Raw genomic sequence first — 19390 nt, 5'->3', positions numbered from 1 at the left:
GGTGCTCCGGGTGTGAGAAGAAGTGCGCCGTCCAGCCTACGCCGCCGGAGCGGGGGCATCAGCCCCCGAGCCGCTCCCCCTCGCTGATCCGCACGCCGCGCGCCCAGTCCGCCGCCCGCATCGGCTTCTTGCCCTGGGCCTGCACCCACAGCAGCTCGACACCGTACGAACCGGTGCCGGCGTACACGTTGTTCTTCCCGGCGGAGATCTGCCCGGGAGCGAGGTCCGTCCGCTCGGGCACGGGAGTGACCTGGATGAGCTTGAGCCGCTCACCGCGGAACGTGGTCCAGGCGCCGGGAGCCGGGGTGCAGCCCCGCACCATCCGGTCGACGCGCAGCGCGGGAGCCGCCCAGTCGAGGTGGGCGTCCTCGACGTTGACCTTCGGGGCCTGGCTGATGCCGTCGGCCGGCTGCGGTACGGCCTTCAGCGTGCCGTCCTCGATGCCGTCCATGGTCGCCGCGAGCAGCCCGGCACCGGCGAAGGCGAGCCGCGTCAGCAGGTCCCCGCTGGTGTCGGTGGCCCGGATCTCCTCGGTCACCGTCCCGTAGACCGGCCCCGAGTCGAGCCCCTCCTCGATCAGGAAGGTCGAGGCCCCGGTGATCTCGTCCCCGGCCATGATGGAGTGCTGCACGGGCGCGGCCCCGCGCCAGGCGGGCAGCAGGGAGAAGTGCAGATTGACCCAGCCGTGGGAGGGGACGTCGAGGGCGACGCGCGGCAGCAGCGCCCCGTACGCGACGACGGGACAGCAGTCCGGCGCGATCTCCCGCAGCCGCTCCAGGAACTCGGGGTCCTTCGGCTTCGCGGGCTTCAGCACCTCGATCCCGGCCTCCTCCGCGCGCTCGGCGACGGGCGACGCGACCAGCCTGCGCCCGCGCCCGGCCGGCGCGTCGGGCCGCGTGACGACAGCGGCCACCTCGTGCCGCCCGGAGGCGAGAAGAGCGTCCAGAGCGGGAACGGCGACCTCGGGAGTACCGGCGAAGACGAGCTTCATGGGGTGATGGGGGCCTCTCGGGCGAGGATGAACGACGGGCAGCACACCAGTCTATGGCCGACGTCCGGGAAAGCCGCCGACGGCGATCTGCCCCCACAGGGGAGCCGGGCCGCTCGAAAGAGAGTTACGGGCGGTGCGCGGGTGGGAGACCACGCCGAAGGCCGAAGGCCGAGGCGCACACCCCGCGCAAACGGGCGCACGCATATACCCCCACGCCCCCACACCGTGACCCGCGGAGCGAATCCGCGTTGGTCAAGACAGAGTTGACCACAACGGGCCGTGATCACGGCCCATTCCTTTCAACGCCGGTTCGAGAGGCTTGTTCATGGCCGACCACGCAACCCACGACGCCCAGGCTCGGGCCAGCCTGCACTTGCTGGTGCGGGACATCGAGCGGGTCCGCCGGCAGGTGGACGCACTGCGCACACTCACCGCACAGCTGGGCAATGTCTACCGCCCGCGCCGCTCCGGCCCCTCCACGGGCTTCGTCGTCTACGGACGCGCCCCCGCCCCGACGGTACGTCTCGCCCAGGAGCTGCGGGACAGTGTCGAGACCCTGGTCACCGCGGCCGTGGACTTCGACCGCTCACTCGGCTTCTCCTGGGACGCGGTGGGCTCCGCGCTCGGAGTCACCAAACAGGCGGTGCACCGCCGTTACGGCGCACGCCGTGCCGCGGCCACGGCCCAGTCCGCCGCGCCCGAGCCGGAGCGCGCACCGGAGCCGACGGCCAGTCGCACGGTCGGTATGCCCACCGGCCTGCCCACGGTCCCGACCGTCCCCGCGGCCCGCTCCATGCCCACGCAGCCGACGGCGGGCAGCCCGGCACTCCGCGACGAGGCGCGGCCGACGGCGTTCCCCGGCCCGCGCAACGGCTGAACCACGCCCCTTGCCCTGCCCTCCCGGGACGCCGTCGGGAGGGCAGCCGCACATCCAGAGGCTGCCCGCCGGACCTTCCGCGGCAGCTCACCCGATGTCAGCCGGATCGATCCGCACCCAGACCCCGGCCCCGTTCGCATTCCCCCGAGCCATCCTCGCGGCCTGCGCCGCCTTGAGCGCGGCGGCCAGCGCGGCCCCCTTCCCCGGCGGCACCCGCAGCAACGCGCGCTCCCACTGCTCCCCCGGCGGCGGCGCCCCCACCCGCCGCGGTCGTCCCGCGGCCGGGACGGGCAACGGCACCGGCCCCAGCACCTCGGCCTCCGGCGGCAGTTCGGCCGTACGGAGGAACTCGGCCACCGCCTCCGCCGGCCCCGACACCGCCGCCATCCGCGACACCGGCGGAAACCCCAGCTCGGCCCGCTCGGCCAGTTCCCGCACCGCGTGACCCACGGGATCCCACCGTACGAGCGCCTGGACGGGCCGCAGCGTCGGCTCGGCGACGACCACCACCGTGCCGCCGGCCGACTGCGGCCGGACGAGTGCCCCGGCGGCGATCCACCGCCGCAACGCGTCCTCCCCGGCCCTCAGATCGGGCCGCCCGAGCATGGCCCACCCGTCCAGCAGCAGCGCCGCCGCATACCCGCCCTCGGCGACCGGCTCGGCCCCCGGTGTGCTCACCACCAGCGCGGGCGCCCCCGGGACCGTGTCGAGCACGTGTTCACGCCCCGAGGTCCGCACCGGAACCGCGGGGAAGGCGCGCCCGAGTTCCTCGGCGGTCCGCCGCGCGCCCACCACCGAGGCGCGCAGCCGGAAGGCGCCGCACTCCGGGCAGTGCCAGCCGCTCTCCTCGCGGCCGCACCAGCCGCAGCACAGGGCACCGCCGTCCCGCGTCTCCATCGGCCCGGAGCACTGCCGGCACCGCGCGGGCGCCCTGCAGTTGGCACACGCCATGCGCGGCACATATCCCCGCCGGGGCACCTGCACCAGCACCGGGCCGTGCTTCAAGCCCTCCCTGACGGCCTGCCAGGCGAGGGTCGGCAGCCGGGCGGCCCGGGCGGCCTCGTCCCGGGCGAGGTCCCCGTCCCCCACGGTGCGCACGAGCGGAGCGGCTCCCCGCACCTGCTCCCGCGCGGCGACGAGCGGCCGGGCCCACCCGCTCTCGACGAGCTGTGCGGCCTCCACCGTGCAGCCCCAGCTGCCCAGCAGGAAGCCGCACTTGTCCTGGGCCGCCCGCAGCAGGAGCACCTCCCGTGCGTGGGGCTGCGGGGCGTGCTGCTCGCTGTGGCTGTCGTCCCCGTCGTCCCAGAGGGCCACGAGCCCGAGGTCCTGGACCGGCGCGAACATCGCGGCCCGCGTCCCGATCACGGCCCGTACCGAACCGCGCCGCACCGCGAGCCACTGCGCGTACCGCTTCTCGGGACCCGCGTCGGCGGTGAGCACCGCGTGCCGTCCCTCCCCCAGCAGGGAGGTCAGTGCGGCGTCGGCCCGCGCCACGGCCCGTCCGTCGGGCAGGACGACGAGCGCGCCGCGCCCGGAGGCCAGGGTCGCCGCGACGGCCCGGGCCAGCTCCTCGCTCCACTGCGGCCCCGGCAGCGCGTTCCACACGGCCCGTGGCGCGCCGCCGGACGCCAGGGACTCCACGAAGGCCGCTCCCCGCTCGTACCGCTGCCAGGAGCCCGGCTCGGGGGCCGGGGGCGGCGGCAGGGGGGCGGGCGAGGCGCGCTGCTCGGCCCGCGCGTTGCGCGGCGGCACGGCGAGTTGCAGGACATCCGCGAGGCTGCCCGCGTACCGGTCGGCGACCGCCCGGGCCAGCCCCAGCAGTTCCTCGCTCAGCACCCGCTCGGGCGACACGACCTGGGCCAGGGCGGCCAGCGGCCCGGAGTACTCGGACTCGGCCAGTCGCTCGACGAGGAACCCGTCGATCAGCCCGCCGCCCTCACGCCGCCCGTCCCGCACCCGGTGCCGCCCGGCCCCGAACCGCACCCGCACCCGCACGCCCGGCTGGGCCTCGGCGTCCAGTTCCTCGGGCACCGCGTAGTCGAAGTACCGGTCGAGATGGAGCACGCCCTTGTCGACGAGGACGCGCGCGACGGGCAGCTCCTTGGCGAGCGCTGCTCCCCGCCAGGTCCGCGGCTTGGCCCGGGGCGTCTTGGCCTTCCGCACGCTCTCCCGGATGAGCGCGAGCTGCTCGGGCGGCGCACCCTCCGCACCGCCGTCCGCCTGTCCGTTCTCGCTGCTCACGCTTGCATTCTTACCAAACACCACTGACAACCGGCGGCCCTGGCAAGGCCCCCGGCCGCACGACGAGGCCCGGCCCCCCGAAGGGTGCCGGGCCTCGCTCGGTGCCGTGAGGGCGTCGGACCTACAGGCCCGCCGCCTTGCGCAGCGCGTCCACGCGGTCCGCCTGCTCCCACGTGAACTCGGGAAGCTCACGGCCGAAGTGGCCGTACGCCGCGGTCTGGGCGTAGATCGGGCGGAGCAGGTCGAGGTCGCGGATGATGGCGGCCGGACGGAGGTCGAAGACCTCGTCGATCGCCTTCTCGATCTTCTCGGTGTCGATCTTGGCGGTGCCGAAGGTCTCGACGAACAGGCCCACCGGCTCGGCCTTGCCGATCGCGTACGCCACCTGGACCTCGCAGCGGGTGGCGAGACCCGCGGCGACGACGTTCTTGGCGACCCAGCGCATCGCGTACGCGGCGGAGCGGTCGACCTTGGACGGGTCCTTGCCGGAGAAGGCACCGCCGCCGTGGCGGGCCATGCCGCCGTAGGTGTCGATGATGATCTTGCGGCCGGTCAGGCCGGCGTCGCCCATCGGGCCGCCGATCTCGAAGCGGCCGGTGGGGTTGACCAGGAGACGGTAGTTCTCCGTGTCGATCTTGATGCCCTCGTCGAGCAGCGCCTTGAGCTCCGGCTCGACGACGAACTCCTTGATGTCCGGAGCCAGCAGCGAGTCCAGGTCGATGTCGGAGGCGTGCTGGGAGGAGACCACGACGGTGTCCAGGCGGACCGCCTTGTCGCCGTCGTACTCGATGGTGACCTGGGTCTTGCCGTCCGGGCGCAGGTAGGGGATGGTGCCGTTCTTGCGCACCTCGGACAGGCGCTTGGACAGGCGGTGGGCCAGGAAGATCGGCAGCGGCATGAGCGTCGGGGTCTCGTCCGTCGCGTAGCCGAACATCAGGCCCTGGTCGCCCGCGCCCTGCTTGTCGAGCTCGTCCTCGTCGCCCTCTACACGGGACTCGTACGCCGTGTCGACACCCTGGGCGATGTCCGGGGACTGTGCGCCGATGGACACCGAGACGCCGCAGGAGGCGCCGTCGAAGCCCTTCTTCGAGGAGTCGTAGCCGATTTCGAGGATCTTGTTCCGGACCAGCGTCGCGATGTCCGCGTACGTCTTGGTCGTGACCTCGCCGGCCACGTGCACCAGGCCGGTCGTGATCAGGGTCTCGACGGCGACGCGAGAGGTCGGGTCCTCGCGGAGCAACGCGTCGAGAATGGTGTCGCTGATCTGGTCAGCGATCTTGTCAGGGTGACCCTCGGTCACGGACTCCGAGGTGAACAGGCGACGGGACACAACGCTCCCTGGGGTTGCAGCGGCTGCTGTCTGATCATTGGCGGACGGCGAGGGCTGCACCTCGCGCCGTCCGTGGAACAGTTTACGGGTCACGCTTCGGCCACGGCCCCCCTGTCTCGCCACTCGGGAGTGCTGTGACCTGCGGCACGGGCATTCTGCCCAATCGCGAGCGGCGTTGGCCAGAGGCGCCACGCCCCGATCGGCCGGGTTTCACCGGAGCGCAGGGCGACTGAAACATCAGCCGAGGCGCCCGGCCACCAGGTCCCACACGGTTTCGGCCAGGGCTTCCTTGGGTCCGTACGGCACCGGGGTCTCGCTGCCGTCGGTGCCCAGCACGACGGCTTCGTTCTCCTCGGAACCGAAGGTCTTGCGCTCCCCGACCTCGTTCACCACCAGCAGATCGCAACCCTTGCGCTTCAGTTTGGCGCGGCCGTTGGCGAGCACGTCGTCGGTCTCCGCGGCGAAGCCGACGATCACCTGTCCGGGGCGAACCCGGTCGGTGGAGATCTCCGCGAGGATGTCCGGATTCCGCACCAGGGCGATCGGCTCCGGCTCCTGGTCGTCCTTCTTCTTGATCTTCCCGGCCGCGTAGGCCACCGGACGGAAGTCCGCCACCGCCGCCGCCATGACCACCGCGTCGGCGTCGGCGGCGGCTGTCAGCACCGCCTCGCGCAGGTGCGCGGCCGTACCGACCGGGACGACGTCCACCCCGGCCGGGTCCGGCAGGGTGCTGTTGGCCGCGATCAGCGTGACCCGGGCGCCGCGGGCGGCAGCGGTGCGGGCGAGGGCGTAGCCCTGCTTGCCTGAGGAGCGGTTGCCCAGGAACCGGACCGGGTCCAGGGGCTCGCGGGTGCCGCCCGCGCTGACCACGACATGCCGGCCCTTGAGGTCCGGCTCGGCCACGCCCCGGGCCAGCACCCGGCGGCACACCTCGAAGATCTCGCCCGGGTCGGGCAGCCGGCCCTTGCCGGTGTCGACGCCGGTGAGACGGCCCACGGCCGGCTCGATGACGAGGGCACCGCGGCGGCGCAGCGTCGCCACGTTCTCCTGGGTGGCCGGGTGCTCCCACATCTCCGTGTGCATGGCGGGGGCGAAGACGACCGGGCAGCGGGCGGTGAGCAGGGTGTTGGTCAGCAGGTCGTCGGCGAGGCCGTGGGCCGCCTTGGCGAGCATGTCGGCCGTGGCCGGGGCGACGACGACCAGGTCGGCCTGCTGTCCGATGCGGACGTGCGGGACCTCGTGGACGTCGTCCCACACCTCCGTGGAGACCGGGTGGCCGGAGAGCGCGGACCAGGTGGCGGCGCCGACGAAGTGCAGCGCGGAGGCCGTGGGCACCACGCGCACGTCATGGCCCGACTCCGTCAGCCGCCGCAGCAGCTCACAGGCCTTGTACGCGGCGATGCCGCCACTGACCCCCAGAACGACCTTCGGCTTGTCCACCGGTTCTCCCCGGACCTCGGCAACGGGCACGACGTACGACTCCATGACACACCACAGGCCCGGCAGTCGACCTGCCGGGCCTGTGGAAAAGTCAGCATCAAGCTGGAAAAACTACTTACTGCGCCGGGCCCTCGACGGCCTCGGACGTGAGCAGCCCCGCGTTGATCTCGCGGAGGGCGATCGAGAGCGGCTTCTCGTGGACGTGGGTGTCCACGAGGGGACCGACGTACTCGAGGAGGCCCTCGCCGAGCTGCGAGTAGTACGCGTTGATCTGGCGGGCCCGCTTGGCCGCGTAGATCACGAGGCTGTACTTCGAGTCGGTGGCCTCGAGGAGCTCGTCGATCGGCGGGTTGATGATGCCCTCGGGCGCGGAGATGGAAGAGGACACGCTCTACCTTCCGATGGGTGGGAAAGAGTCTGTCGGGGTGATCAGCGAGGATCGGATCGATCAGCGATGGTCACACCACGTCCATCAAGGCTAGCAGCTCGCGAGCCACGTCCTCGACGGAGGTGTTGACCAGGGTGGTGTCGAACTCCGGCTCCGCGGCGAGTTCGATCTTCGCCGCCTCGAGCCGGCGCTCGATCACCTCGGGCGGTTCGGTACCCCGCCCGGTGAGTCGGCGCACCAGCTCCTCCCAGGAGGGAGGAGCCAGGAACACCAGCTGGGCCTCGGGCATCGACTCCCGGACCAGACGGGCACCCTGCAGATCGATCTCGAGGAGGACCGGCTCACCGGCCTCCAGGCGCTCCTGCACGGCCGCACGCGGCGTGCCGTAGCGGTTGCCGGCGAACTCGGCCCACTCCAGCAGTTCGCCGTTGGCGATCAGCTTGTCCATCTCGTCGTCGGTGACGAAGAAGTAGTGGACTCCGTGCTTCTCGCCGGGGCGGGGCTTGCGGGTCGTCGCCGACACGGAGAGCCAGACCTCGGGATGTTCCTTGCGCATATGGGCGACGACCGTGCTCTTGCCGACCCCGGAGGGGCCGGAGAGCACGGTCAGCCGCGGACGTACGTCCGGGGGTACGGGGGACGTCCCCCGGGGTGTTGCAGCCATGCAGCGATTATCCAGCAATCCCGGAGTGCCCGGGACTCGCTTCCCCGGAGTGCCCGGTTCAGGAACCGGTGCTGCCGAACTCGCGCTCCAAGGAGGCGATCTGGTTGGACCCGAGGCCGCGCACACGACGGCTCTCGGAGATACCGAGTCGCTCCATGATCTGCTTGGCGCGGACCTTGCCCACGCCCGGCAGGGACTCAAGAAGAGCGGAGACCTTCATCTTGCCGATGACGTCGTTCTCCTGGCCCTGCTTGATGACCTCGTGAAGGGAGGCGCCGGAGTGCTTGAGTCGATTCTTGACCTCGGCCCGCTCCCGGCGAGCCGCGGCGGCCTTTTCGAGCGCGGCTGCGCGCTGTTCAGGGGTAAGGGGCGGAAGAGCCACGCCTACGTCACCTCGGATGTCGAACTGTCGGATACGGACCGGTGAGGAACCTAGTCGCCCCACACCTGGGGAGCCACGAGCAACACGCTTGCCCGTTGACTCTCGTCGGAGACTAGCGGGCAAGTCCGCCAGAGTCAGCGAGAACAGCGGAAAAGTCCTGGTCAGCCTTCATCTGAACAGACATTTAGGACATACTGCCCCGGATTTGAGGATGTATTCAGACTCAAGCCCTCCCCCGGCCACTCATCGGAGGACTCACAAGAAGGTCAGGAAGTGGTCAGGAGGAGGTCACAGCGTGACGGATCTCCTGAGCGAAGCGTTCCGCGGCGTCACGCAGCGCGACCGCGTCGGGACCGTGGCGTAGCACTCCCCGGCTGACGTTCGGCACGACATTGCGCACCGCCGCCCCGAAGACCCCCGGAAGATCGGCCGGCGTCGCCCCCTGGGCGCCGATGCCGGGCGCGAGGAGCGGGCCGTTGATGTCCAGGTCGTACGACGACAGGTCACCGAGGGTGGCGCCGACGACCGCGCCGAAGGACCCCAGGGGCTCCTCCCCCGCGTTCTCGGCGGACAGGTGCGCGAGCATCGTCGCTCCGATGTTCCGGCCGTCGGACCGTACGGCGTGCTGGACCTCGCCGCCCTCCGGGTTGGAGGTGAGCGCCAGCACGAACAGCCCGGCGCCGCTCTCCCGGGCCAGGGCGACGGCCGGGCTCAGCGAGCCGTAGCCGAGGTAGGGCGAGACCGTCAGCGCGTCGGAGAACAGCGGTGCGTCCTTGTGCAGGAACGACTCGGCGTACGCGGCCATGGTCGAGCCGATGTCGCCGCGCTTGGCGTCCATGACGACCAGGGCGCCCGCCGCCCGTGCCTCGGCCACCGACGTCTCCAGGACGGCCAGTCCGCGCGAGCCGAACCGCTCGAAGAACGCGCTCTGCGGCTTGAGCACCGCGACCCGGTCGGCCAGCGCCTCGACGACCGTGCGGCTGAACCGCTCCAGGCCCGCCACGTCGTCGTTCAGGCCCCACTCGGCGAGCAGGGAGGCGTGCGGGTCGATGCCGACGCAGAGCGGGCCGCGCTCGTCCATGGCCCGGCGCAGACGCGCGCCGAAGGGTTCGAGACCGGTCATGCCGTCTTCCTCACGTCGGCGCCCACCGCGTCGGCGAGCGTGGCGTACGGGCTGGTGCGCAGGCGCGCGGCGAGCCCCTTGTGAAGGGCGCGAGCGTAGAAGGGCCCCTCGTAGACGAAGGCGCTGTAGCCCTGGACCAGCGTGGCACCGGCCAGGATGCGCTGCCAGGCGTCCTCGGCGTTCTCGACGCCGCCCACGCCCACCAGGGTGATCCGGTCGCCCACGCGCGCGTAGAGGCGGCGCAGGACCTCCAGGGAGCGATCCTTCAGGGGCGCCCCGGACAGACCGCCGGTCTCCTTGACCAGGGCGGGGTCGGACTTCAGGCCGAGTCCGTCGCGCGCGATGGTGGTGTTGGTGGCGATGATCCCGTCCAGGCCGAGTTCCACGGCGAGGTCGGCGACCGCGTCGATGTCCTCGTCGGCGAGGTCCGGCGCGATCTTGACCAGGAGCGGGACACGCCGTGCGGACACCGCGCCGTCGGCGGCCTCGCGGACGGCGCTCAGCAGGGGGCGCAGCGCCTCCGTGGCCTGCAGATTGCGCAGACCGGGCGTGTTCGGGGAGGAGACGTTGACCACGAGGTAGTCGGCGTAGGGCGCCAGCCGCTCGGCGGACTTCACGTAGTCCGCGACGGCCTCCTCCTCGGGTACGACCTTGGTCTTGCCGATGTTGACGCCGACGACGGTCCGGAAGACCGGCGTACGGGAGGCCAGGCGGGCGGCGACGCGGAGCGAGCCGTCGTTGTTGAAGCCCATGCGGTTGATCAGCGCCCGGTCCTTCACCAGCCGGAACAGCCGCTGCTTGGGGTTGCCGGGCTGCGGCTCGCCGGTCACCGTGCCGATCTCGACGTGGTCGAAGCCGAGCATCGCCATGCCGTCGATGCCCACGGCGTTCTTGTCGAAGCCCGCGGCGAGCCCGAAGGGGCCGTGCATGCGCAGCCCGAAGGCCTCCGTGCGCAGCTCCTTGTGGCGGGGCGCGAGGGCGGCCGCGAGGAAGGTGCGCAGCACGGGGACGCGGGCGGCCAGGCGGATCCAGCGGAAGGCGAGGTGGTGCGCCTGCTCCGGGTCCAGCCGCTTGAAGAACAGACTGAAGAAGATCTTGTACATGATGTCCTCACGAAGACGTGGCGTCCTCACGAAGAGGGGGACACCGTTTCCGGTGTCCCCCTCGGGGCTGCTAGTCGCGGGCCGCGGTCAGATGTTCCGCGTGTTCCTGGAGCGACCGGACGCTCACGTCGCCGCGGTTGAGGGCGTCGATGCCCTGGACCGCCGCCGCGAGCGCCTGGACCGTCGTCAGGCAGGGCACGGACCGTGCCACGGCCGCCGTACGGATGTCGTAGCCGTCGAGGCGGCCGCCCGTGCCGTACGGGGTGTTGACGATGAGGTCGACCTCGCCGTCGTGGATGAGCTGGACGATGGTCTTCTCGCCGTTCGGGCCGGTGCCCTCGGACTGCTTGCGCACGACGGTGGCGTTGATGCCGTTGCGCTTGAGCACCTCGGCCGTGCCGGAGGTGGCCATCAGCTCGAAGCCGTGGGCGACCAGCTCGCGCGCCGGGAAGATCATCGAGCGCTTGTCGCGGTTGGCGACCGAGATGAAGGCGCGGCCCTTGGTGGGCAGCGGGCCGTAGGCGCCCGCCTGCGACTTGGCGTAAGCCGTGCCGAAGACGGAGTCGATGCCCATGACCTCGCCCGTGGAGCGCATCTCCGGGCCGAGGACCGTGTCGACGCCGCGGCCGTGGATGTCGCGGAAGCGCGACCACGGCATGACGGCCTCCTTGACGGAGATCGGCGCGTCGAGCGGGAGCTCACCGCCGTCGCCGGTGGCCGGGAGCAGGCCCTCGGCGCGCAGCTCGGCGATGGTCGCGCCCAGCGAGATCCGGGCGGCGGCCTTGGCCAGCGGCACCGCCGTCGCCTTCGAGGTGAAGGGGACGGTCCGGGAGGCGCGCGGGTTGGCCTCCAGGACATAGAGGATGTCGCCCGCGAGTGCGAACTGGATGTTGATCAGGCCGCGGACGCCGACGCCCTTCGCGATGCCCTCCGTGGAGGCGCGCAGGCGCTTGACGTCGAAGCCGCCGAGGGTGATCGGGGGCAGGGCGCACGCCGAGTCGCCGGAGTGGATGCCGGCCTCCTCGATGTGCTCCATGACGCCGCCGAGGTAGAGCTCCTGGCCGTCGTAGAGCGCGTCGACGTCGATCTCGATCGCGTCGTCGAGGAACCGGTCGACCAGGACCGGCCGGGACGGGCTGATCTCCGTCGACTCGGAGATGTACGCCTCCAGGCGCGTCTCGTCGTAGACGATCTCCATGCCGCGCCCGCCGAGGACGTACGACGGACGCACCAGGACCGGGTAGCCGATCTCGTCGGCGATGGCCTTGGCCTCGGCGAAGGTGGTGGCGGTGCCGTGCTTGGGGGCCGGGAGGCCGGCCTCCTGGAGGACGCGTCCGAAGGCGCCCCGGTCCTCGGCGGCGTGGATGGCCTCCGGGGAGGTGCCGACGATCGGCACGCCGTTGTCCTTGAGCGCCTGCGACAGGCCCAGCGGGGTCTGGCCGCCGAGCTGGACGACGACGCCCGCGACGGGTCCGGCCTGCTGCTCGGCGTGGACGATCTCCAGCACGTCTTCCAGCGTCAGCGGCTCGAAGTACAGGCGGTCGGAGGTGTCGTAGTCCGTGGAGACGGTCTCCGGGTTGCAGTTGACCATCACGGTCTCGTAGCCCGCGTCGCTCAGGGCGAAGGAGGCGTGGACGCAGGAGTAGTCGAACTCGATGCCCTGGCCGATGCGGTTCGGGCCGGAGCCCAGGATGATGACGGCCGGCTTCTCGCGGGGCGCGACCTCGCTCTCCTCGTCGTAGGAGGAGTAGAAGTACGGCGTCTTCGCGGCGAACTCGGCGGCGCAGGTGTCGACCGTCTTGTAGACCGGGCGGATGCCAAGCGCGTGCCGGACCTCGCGGACGACGTCCTCGCGCAGGCCGCGGATCTCGCCGATCTGCGTGTCGGAGAAGCCGTGCCGCTTGGCCTCGGCGATCAGGTCGGCGGTCAGCTCGGGCGCCTCGGCCAGCTCGTCCGCGATCTCCTTGATCAGGAAAAGCTGGTCGACGAACCACGGGTCGATCTTCGTGTATTCGAAGATCTCCTCGGGGGTGGCGCCCGCGCGGATGGCCTGCATGACGGTGTTGATGCGGCCGTCGGTGGGCCGGACGGACTCGCGGAGCAGCTCGCCCTTGTCACCGGGCTCGCCGACGAAGGTGAACTGGCTGCCCGTCTTCTCCAGCGAGCGCAGGGCCTTCTGGAAGGCCTCGGTGAAGTTGCGGCCGATGGCCATGGCCTCGCCGACCGACTTCATGGTGGTCGTGAGGGTGGAGTCGGCCTGGGGGAACTTCTCGAAGGCGAAGCGCGGGGCCTTCACGACCACGTAGTCGAGCGTCGGCTCGAAGGAGGCCGGGGTCTCCTGCGTGATGTCGTTCGGGATCTCGTCGAGCGTGTAGCCGACGGCGAGCTTGGCGGCGATCTTGGCGATCGGGAAGCCGGTCGCCTTGGAGGCGAGCGCCGAGGACCGCGACACGCGCGGGTTCATCTCGATGACGATCACGCGACCGTCCTCGGGGTTCACCGCGAACTGGATGTTGCAGCCGCCGGTGTCGACGCCGACCTCGCGGATGACGGCGATGCCGATGTCGCGCAGGGTCTGGTACTCGCGGTCGGTGAGGGTCATCGCCGGGGCGACCGTGATCGAGTCGCCGGTGTGCACGCCCATGGGGTCGAAGTTCTCGATGGAGCAGACGACCACGACATTGTCGTGCTTGTCGCGCATCAGCTCCAGCTCGTACTCCTTCCAGCCGAGGATGGACTCCTCCAGGAGCACCTCGGTGGTCGGCGAGAGGGTGAGGCCCTGCCCGGCGATGCGGCGCAGCTCCTCCTCGTCGTGGGCGAAGCCGGAGCCGGCGCCGCCCATGGTGAAGGAGGGGCGGACCACGACCGGGTAGCCGCCGAGCGTGTCGACGCCCGCGAGGACGTCGTCCATGGAGTGGCAGATGACCGAGCGGGCGGACTCGCCGTGCCCGATCTTGCCGCGGACGGCCTCGACGACCTCCTTGAAGAGGTCGCGGTCCTCGCCCTTGTTGATGGCCTCGACGTTGGCGCCGATCAGCTCGACGCCGTACTTGGCGAGGGTGCCGGCCTCGTCCAGCGAGATCGCCGTGTTGAGGGCCGTCTGACCGCCCAGGGTGGGCAGCAGGGCGTCAGGGCGCTCCTTGGCGATGATCTTCTCGACGAACTCGGGGGTGATCGGCTCGACGTACGTGGCGTCGGCGATCTCCGGGTCGGTCATGATCGTCGCCGGGTTGGAGTTCACCAGGATGACCCGGAGGCCCTCGGCGCGCAGGATGCGGCACGCCTGGGTGCCGGAGTAGTCGAACTCGGCGGCCTGGCCGATGACGATCGGGCCGGAGCCGATGACCAGGACGGACTGGATATCGGTGCGCTTAGGCACGCTGGCCCTCCATCAGGGATACGAAGCGGTCGAACAGGTAGGCGGCGTCGTGCGGGCCGGCTGCCGCTTCGGGGTGGTACTGGACGCTGAAGGCGGGGCGGTCGAGAAGCCGCAGCCCCTCCACCACGTTGTCGTTCAGGCAGACGTGCGACACCTCGGCGCGGCCGAACGGGGTCTCGGAGACCTGGTCGAGCGGTGCGTCGACGGCGAAGCCGTGGTTGTGCGCGGTGACCTCGACCTTGCCGGTCGTACGGTCCTGCACGGGCTGGTTGATGCCGCGGTGGCCGTACTTCAGCTTGAAGGTGCCGAAGCCGAGCGCGCGGCCCAGGATCTGGTTGCCGAAGCAGATGCCGAAGAGCGGGGTGCCGCGCTCCAGGACGCCCCGCATCACGGAGACGGGGTGGTCGGCGGTGGCCGGGTCGCCCGGGCCGTTGGAGAAGAACACGCCGTCCGGGTTGACCGCGTAGACGTCCTCGACGGTCGCGGTGGCGGGGAGCACGTGCACCTCTATGCCGCGCTCGGCCATGCGGTGTGGGGTCATGCCCTTGATGCCGAGGTCGACGGCGGCGACGGTGAACTTCTTCTCGCCGATCGCGGGGACGACGTACGGCTCGGTGGTGGCGACCTCGGCGGAGAGGTTCGCGCCCTTCATCTGGGGGGCTTCCTGGACGCGGGCCAGCAGCGCGCCGTCCTCCCGCACCGCCTCCCCGCTGAAGATGCCGACGCGCATGGCGCCGCGCTCGCGCAGATGGCGGGTGAGGGCGCGGGTGTCGATGCCGGAGATGCCGACGACGCCCTGCTTCGCCAGCTCCTCGTCCAGCGAGCGCCGGGAGCGCCAGTTGGACGGCACGCGCGCGGGGTCGCGCACGACGTATCCGGAGACCCAGATCTTCTTCGACTCGGGGTCCTCGTCGTTGACGCCGGTGTTGCCGACGTGCGGGGCGGTCATCACCACGACCTGGCGGTGGTACGACGGGTCGGTGAGGGTCTCCTGGTAGCCGGTCATGCCGGTGGAGAACACCGCTTCGCCGAAGGTCTCCCCCACGGCCCCGTAGGCACGGCCGCGGAAGATACGGCCGTCCTCCAGGACGAGTACGGCGGGAGTTTTCACAGCTCCCCTGGTGGAGGTGGTCATCGTTCGACGCCTTCCCTGGTGTTCGTTTCGATCATGGTGTTGATGGCTTCGACCCACTCGTTGTGCTCGGCCGCGTGGTCGGAGCGGAACCCGGAGTCGATCAGCCGGTCGCCGTGCGCCCAAGTGACGACCAGGAGGCCGCCCTCGGTGAGGACCTTGCCGGCGATGCCCTTGTCGAGCCGGGCCTCACGCAGTTGTGCGGCCGGGACGAAGAAGTCGCTCGCCCCGGGGCGTACGACGTCGAGGCCGGCGTCCGTGAGGGTGAGCTCGACGCGGCTGCGGGTGCCCAGTCCCTGGGCCACGATGCGGTCGAGCCACTGACCGGCCGTGGTGGAGCCGTGGTAGCGGCCGCTCAGGGCCAGCCTCTCGGGGCCCGGGTCGTCCGGGGCGACGGGCAGCTCGGGCAGGTCGCCCTGGAGGGTGCCGCGCCACTTCCAGCCCTCGCGCATCAGCCAGTAGACGAGCGCGACGAACAGGGCGAGGCCGACGACCCAGCCGATACGAGCGGCCCAGTCGGTCACTTGCGCCGATTCCTTCTCGGCGGCCAGCAGGAGTACAGGTGTCACGTGAGCTTCCCGTCGACGAGCGTGGCCTTGCCCCGCAGCCAGGTGTGCGTCACACGGCCCGGCAGCTCGCGCCCCTCGTAGGGGGTGTTGCGGCTGCGCGAGGCGAAGCCCGCGGGTTCCACGAGCCCACGGTATGCCGTGTCGACCAGGGTGAGGTTGGCGGGCTCACCTGCCGAGACGGGACGTCCGTGGCCCGTGGCCTGTCCGATCTGCGCGGGCTTGACGGACATCCGGTCGGCGACGCCGGCCCAGTCCAGCAGACCCGTGTCGACCATGGTCTCCTGCACCACTGACAACGCGGTCTCCAGGCCGACCATGCCCATGGCGGCCGCGGCCCACTCGCAGTCCTTGTCCTCGTGCGGGTGCGGGGCGTGGTCGGTGGCGACGATGTCGATCGTGCCGTCGGCGAGCGCCTCGCGCAGGGCCAGCACGTCGCGCTCGGTGCGCAGCGGCGGGTTGACCTTGTAGACCGGGTTGTAGGTGCGCACCAGCTCATCCGTGAGGAGGAGGTGGTGCGGGGTGACCTCGGCGGTGACGTCGATGCCGCGGGACTTGGCCCAGCGGACGATCTCGACGGAGCCGGCGGTCGACAGGTGACAGATGTGGACGCGGGAGCCGACGTGGTCGGCGAGCAGGACATCCCGGGCAATGATCGATTCTTCGGCCACCGCGGGCCAGCCCCCGAGCCCCAGCTCGGCGGAGACGATGCCCTCGTTCATCTCGGCGCCCTCGGTCAGCCGCGGCTCCTGCGCGTGCTGGGCGACGACACCGCCGAAGGCCTTCACGTACTCCAGGGCGCGGCGCATGATCACGGCGTCGTGGACGCACTTGCCGTCGTCGGAGAAGACGGTGACGCCGGCGGCCGACTCGTGCATGGCGCCCAGCTCGGCGAGCTTCCTGCCCTCCAGGCCGACGGTGACGGCACCGATCGGCTGGACGTCGCAGTAGCCGTGCTCCTTGCCGAGCCGCCAGACCTGCTCGACGACACCGGCGGTGTCGGCGACCGGGAAGGTGTTGGCCATGGCGAACACGGTGGTGTAGCCGCCGCTGGCCGCCGCCCGCGTGCCGGTCAGAACGGTCTCGGAGTCCTCACGGCCGGGCTCGCGCAGATGGGTGTGCAGATCGACCAGGCCCGGCAGCAGCACCTTGCCGTCGGCCTCGACGACCTCGGCGCCCTCGGCGCTCAGACCGGCACCCACCTCGGCGATGGTCCCGCCGTCGATCAGCACGTCCTGCGGCTCGCCGCCCAGCACCTTCGCACCACGGATCAGGATCTTGCTCATGGGTCTTACTTCTCCTCGGTACGGGACTGGGTGACGGCGGGTTCGTTGCCACCGAGCAGCAGGTACAGGACGGCCATCCGGATGGACACTCCGTTTGCGACCTGCTCGACGACGGTGCAGCGGTCGGAGTCGGCGACCTCGGCGGTGATCTCCATGCCGCGGACCATCGGGCCGGGGTGCATCACGACGGCGTGCTCGGGCATCCGCGCCATGCGGTCGCCGTCGAGGCCGTAGCGCCGGGAGTACTCGCGCTCGGTCGGGAAGAAGGCGGCGTTCATCCGCTCGCGCTGGACGCGCAGCATCATCACCGCGTCGGACTTGGGCAGGGTGCTGTCGAGGTCGTACGACACCTCGCAGGGCCAGGTCTCGATGCCGACGGGCACCAGGGTCGGCGGGGCGACGAGGGTGACCTCGGCGCCCAGGGTGTGCAGCAGGTCGACGTTGGAGCGGGCGACCCGGCTGTGCAGGACGTCGCCGACGATGGTGATGCGCCGGCCGGCGAGGTCCTGGCCGAGCCCGGCGTCCGGGCCGACCAGACGGCGGCGCATGGTGAAGGCGTCCAGCAGGGCCTGCGTGGGGTGCTGGTGGGTGCCATCGCCCGCGTTGACGACGACCGCGTCGATCCAGCCGGAGTTCGCCAGCCGGTACGGGGCCCCGGAGGCACCGTGCCGGATGACCACGGCGTCGACGCCCATGGCCTCCAGGGTCTGGGCGGTGTCCTTCAGGGACTCGCCCTTGGAGACGCTGGAGCCCTTGGCGGAGAAGTTGATGACGTCCGCGGACAGCCGCTTCTCGGCGGCCTCGAAGGAGATCCGGGTCCGGGTGGAGTCCTCGAAGAAGAGGTTGACGATCGTGCGGCCGCGCAGGGTCGGCAGCTTTTTGATCGGCCGGTCGGCGACCCGGGCCATCTCCTCGGCGGTGTCGAGGATCAGGACGGCGTCGTCGCGGGTGAGGTCGGCGGCCGAGATGAGATGACGCTGCATCTGTCAGGCTCCGTAAGGCAGTTCAGGAGAATTCGGGCAGACGGGTGCGCCCGAGGGCGCACTGAGCCGGCGTACGACAGCGGCGTACGCCTGAAGCGCTACTGGGAGGTCTGCTTGGCACCGAGCAGCACGGTGTCGCGACCGTCCTCCTCGGCGAGCTGGACCTTGACCGTCTCCCGCAACGACGTGGGGAGGTTCTTGCCGACGTAGTCGGCGCGGATGGGCAGTTCGCGGTGACCGCGGTCGACGAGGACGGCGAGCTGCACCGCGCGCGGGCGCCCGATGTCGTTCAGCGCGTCGAGGGCGGCCCGGATGGTGCGGCCGGAGAAGAGCACGTCGTCGACGAGGACGACCAGCTTGCCGTCGATGCCGTCACCGGGGATCTCGGTGCGGGCCAGCGCACGCGGCGGGTGCATGCGCAGGTCGTCGCGGTACATGGTGATGTCGAGCGAGCCGCACGGAACCTTGCGCTCGGTGATCTGCTCGAGCTTGTCGGCGAGCCGCCGGGCGAGGAAGACGCCCCGGGTCGGAATGCCGAGGAGCACCACGTCGTCGGCGCCCTTGGCGCGCTCGACGATCTCATGGGCGATGCGGGTCAGCACCCGCGCGATGTCGGGCCCTTCGAGAACGGGCCGGGCATCGGACTGCGTGTCGTGCGTGTCCATACGAAACGGACCTCCTTCTCCGCCTCACGGGACGGACCTTAAAGGACGTCGGGATTGCGCCATACACGGTAGCAGGTCCCCGCGATCATCCCGACGGCCCCCTCGGATCACCCGTTCGGCCTAACCGAGTGCTGATACCACGGAAGAGTCGGTGCGGACCATTCGGCTTGACGCGACAGAGTAACGCTGCGTAACCTCACAGTGAGTTACCAGCCGCGCGGTCCGGCAACACAGCTGACCGCGTCGACACAGTGCCGGGGAGCTATATGTCCAGCGAATACGCCAAACAGCTCGGGGCCAAGCTCCGGGCGATCCGCACCCAGCAGGGCCTTTCCCTCCACGGTGTCGAGGAGAAGTCCCAGGGACGCTGGAAGGCGGTCGTGGTCGGTTCGTACGAGCGCGGCGACCGCGCCGTGACCGTACAGCGCCTCGCCGAGCTGGCGGACTTCTACGGCGTCCCCGTGCAGGAGCTGCTTCCGGGCACCACCCCGGGCGGCGCCGCCGAGCCGCCGCCGAAGCTGGTCCTGGACCTGGAGCGGCTGGCCACGGTGCCGGCCGAGAAGGCGGGCCCCCTGCAGCGCTACGCGGCCACGATCCAGTCGCAGCGCGGTGACTACAACGGCAAGGTGCTGTCGATCCGCCAGGACGACCTGCGCACACTCGCCGTCATCTACGACCAGTCGCCCTCGGTCCTCACCGAGCAGCTGATCAGCTGGGGTGTCCTGGACGCGGACGCGCGCCGCGCGGTCGCCTCCCACGAGGAGGCCTGAGCCCCTCAGCCCGAGCCCTCAGGGGCCAGCGCAGAAACGTGCCGCCGGGGTGGCCGGAACCATACGGTTC

The 19390-nt window shown here is 71.1% G+C and carries 17 protein-coding genes; 2 read left to right on the top strand and 15 right to left on the bottom strand.

Annotation, left to right across the window (positions count from 1 at the left end; all coding sequences use genetic code 11):
* Positions 1 to 58 precede the first annotated feature (58 nt).
* A complete protein-coding gene (gene fmt, locus ACFT4A_RS40400) occupies positions 59 to 991 on the bottom strand; it encodes a methionyl-tRNA formyltransferase (RefSeq protein WP_382841072.1) in 933 nt (310 codons plus the stop codon).
* Between the two features lie 325 nt (positions 992 to 1316).
* Here fmt and ACFT4A_RS40395 point away from each other — a divergent pair, with 325 nt between their 5' ends.
* The gene (locus ACFT4A_RS40395; protein WP_382841069.1) at positions 1317 to 1868 is read left to right on the top strand and encodes a hypothetical protein; all 552 of its coding nucleotides are present in this window, start codon (positions 1317 to 1319) and stop codon (positions 1866 to 1868) included.
* Between the two features lie 87 nt (positions 1869 to 1955).
* Here the strand turns inward: ACFT4A_RS40395 and ACFT4A_RS40390 are convergent, their stop codons facing one another.
* The 14 genes from ACFT4A_RS40390 to pyrR form a co-directional block, all read right to left on the bottom strand.
* The gene (locus ACFT4A_RS40390) at positions 1956 to 4109 is read right to left on the bottom strand and encodes a primosomal protein N' (RefSeq protein WP_382841067.1); all 2154 of its coding nucleotides are present in this window, start codon (positions 4107 to 4109) and stop codon (positions 1956 to 1958) included.
* Between the two features lie 121 nt (positions 4110 to 4230).
* Positions 4231 to 5439 (bottom strand): methionine adenosyltransferase, encoded by a 1209-nt coding sequence (metK, locus tag ACFT4A_RS40385; protein WP_382841064.1) that lies wholly within the window; start codon positions 5437 to 5439, stop codon positions 4231 to 4233.
* Between the two features lie 237 nt (positions 5440 to 5676).
* Positions 5677 to 6879, bottom strand: a complete 1203-nt coding sequence (gene coaBC, locus ACFT4A_RS40380) for a bifunctional phosphopantothenoylcysteine decarboxylase/phosphopantothenate--cysteine ligase CoaBC (protein ID WP_382841088.1) — start codon at positions 6877 to 6879, stop codon at positions 5677 to 5679.
* Between the two features lie 115 nt (positions 6880 to 6994).
* Positions 6995 to 7267, bottom strand: coding sequence for a DNA-directed RNA polymerase subunit omega (gene rpoZ / locus ACFT4A_RS40375; RefSeq protein WP_003988945.1), 273 nt, complete (start codon positions 7265 to 7267; stop codon positions 6995 to 6997).
* A gap of 70 nt (positions 7268 to 7337) precedes the next feature.
* Positions 7338 to 7931, bottom strand: coding sequence for a guanylate kinase (gene gmk / locus ACFT4A_RS40370; protein WP_382841061.1), 594 nt, complete (start codon positions 7929 to 7931; stop codon positions 7338 to 7340).
* 58 nt (positions 7932 to 7989) lie between these two features.
* Complete coding sequence (locus ACFT4A_RS40365; RefSeq protein ID WP_003977346.1) at positions 7990 to 8313, bottom strand: integration host factor; 324 nt, start codon at positions 8311 to 8313, stop codon at positions 7990 to 7992.
* Between the two features lie 277 nt (positions 8314 to 8590).
* Positions 8591 to 9436 (bottom strand): orotidine-5'-phosphate decarboxylase, encoded by an 846-nt coding sequence (gene pyrF / locus ACFT4A_RS40360; protein ID WP_382841058.1) that lies wholly within the window; start codon positions 9434 to 9436, stop codon positions 8591 to 8593.
* Positions 9433 to 10539 (bottom strand): quinone-dependent dihydroorotate dehydrogenase, encoded by a 1107-nt coding sequence (locus tag ACFT4A_RS40355; RefSeq protein WP_382841055.1) that lies wholly within the window; start codon positions 10537 to 10539, stop codon positions 9433 to 9435. The genes pyrF and ACFT4A_RS40355 overlap by 4 nt, the downstream gene beginning before the upstream one ends.
* 70 nt (positions 10540 to 10609) lie before the next feature.
* Positions 10610 to 13918, bottom strand: a complete 3309-nt coding sequence (gene carB / locus ACFT4A_RS40350; RefSeq protein ID WP_382841053.1) for a carbamoyl-phosphate synthase large subunit — start codon at positions 13916 to 13918, stop codon at positions 10610 to 10612.
* The gene (gene carA / locus ACFT4A_RS40345) at positions 13911 to 15053 is read right to left on the bottom strand and encodes a glutamine-hydrolyzing carbamoyl-phosphate synthase small subunit (RefSeq protein WP_382841049.1); all 1143 of its coding nucleotides are present in this window, start codon (positions 15051 to 15053) and stop codon (positions 13911 to 13913) included. The genes carB and carA overlap by 8 nt, the downstream gene beginning before the upstream one ends.
* Entirely contained in the window at positions 15050 to 15619 is a 570-nt protein-coding gene (locus ACFT4A_RS40340) for a hypothetical protein (RefSeq protein WP_382841047.1), read from the bottom strand. The genes carA and ACFT4A_RS40340 overlap by 4 nt, the downstream gene beginning before the upstream one ends.
* Positions 15616 to 16902 (bottom strand): dihydroorotase, encoded by a 1287-nt coding sequence (locus tag ACFT4A_RS40335; protein ID WP_382841044.1) that lies wholly within the window; start codon positions 16900 to 16902, stop codon positions 15616 to 15618. Before ACFT4A_RS40335 ends, ACFT4A_RS40340 begins: the two co-directional genes overlap by 4 nt.
* Positions 16903 to 16907: 5 nt before the next feature.
* Entirely contained in the window at positions 16908 to 17885 is a 978-nt protein-coding gene (locus ACFT4A_RS40330; RefSeq protein ID WP_382841041.1) for an aspartate carbamoyltransferase catalytic subunit, read from the bottom strand.
* A gap of 98 nt (positions 17886 to 17983) precedes the next feature.
* Positions 17984 to 18550, bottom strand: coding sequence for a bifunctional pyr operon transcriptional regulator/uracil phosphoribosyltransferase PyrR (gene pyrR, locus ACFT4A_RS40325; RefSeq protein ID WP_184597184.1), 567 nt, complete (start codon positions 18548 to 18550; stop codon positions 17984 to 17986).
* 266 nt (positions 18551 to 18816) lie between these two features.
* On the opposite strand from pyrR, the gene bldD reads away from it, so the two are divergent.
* Entirely contained in the window at positions 18817 to 19320 is a 504-nt protein-coding gene (gene bldD / locus ACFT4A_RS40320; RefSeq protein ID WP_018570201.1) for a transcriptional regulator BldD, read from the top strand.
* Positions 19321 to 19390: the final 70 nt, after the last annotated feature.

This window comes from Streptomyces sp. NPDC057099 (assembly GCF_042671245.1).
GTDB classification, from domain to species: domain Bacteria; phylum Actinomycetota; class Actinomycetes; order Streptomycetales; family Streptomycetaceae; genus Streptomyces; species Streptomyces purpurascens.
This window is presented reverse-complemented; position numbering and strand designations above follow the sequence as displayed.

Coding starts and splice junctions, on each gene's coding strand:
- fmt (WP_382841072.1), bottom strand. CDS start 991: ATGAAGCTCGTCTTCGCCGGTACTCCCGAGGTCGCCGTTCCCGCTCTG.
- ACFT4A_RS40395 (WP_382841069.1), top strand. CDS start 1,317: ATGGCCGACCACGCAACCCACGACGCCCAGGCTCGGGCCAGCCTGCAC.
- gmk (WP_382841061.1), bottom strand. CDS start 7,931: ATGGCTGCAACACCCCGGGGGACGTCCCCCGTACCCCCGGACGTACGT.
- pyrF (WP_382841058.1), bottom strand. CDS start 9,436: ATGACCGGTCTCGAACCCTTCGGCGCGCGTCTGCGCCGGGCCATGGAC.
- ACFT4A_RS40355 (WP_382841055.1), bottom strand. CDS start 10,539: ATGTACAAGATCTTCTTCAGTCTGTTCTTCAAGCGGCTGGACCCGGAG.
- carA (WP_382841049.1), bottom strand. CDS start 15,053: ATGACCACCTCCACCAGGGGAGCTGTGAAAACTCCCGCCGTACTCGTC.
- ACFT4A_RS40335 (WP_382841044.1), bottom strand. CDS start 16,902: ATGAGCAAGATCCTGATCCGTGGTGCGAAGGTGCTGGGCGGCGAGCCG.
- ACFT4A_RS40330 (WP_382841041.1), bottom strand. CDS start 17,885: ATGCAGCGTCATCTCATCTCGGCCGCCGACCTCACCCGCGACGACGCC.
- pyrR (WP_184597184.1), bottom strand. CDS start 18,550: ATGGACACGCACGACACGCAGTCCGATGCCCGGCCCGTTCTCGAAGGG.
- bldD (WP_018570201.1), top strand. CDS start 18,817: ATGTCCAGCGAATACGCCAAACAGCTCGGGGCCAAGCTCCGGGCGATC.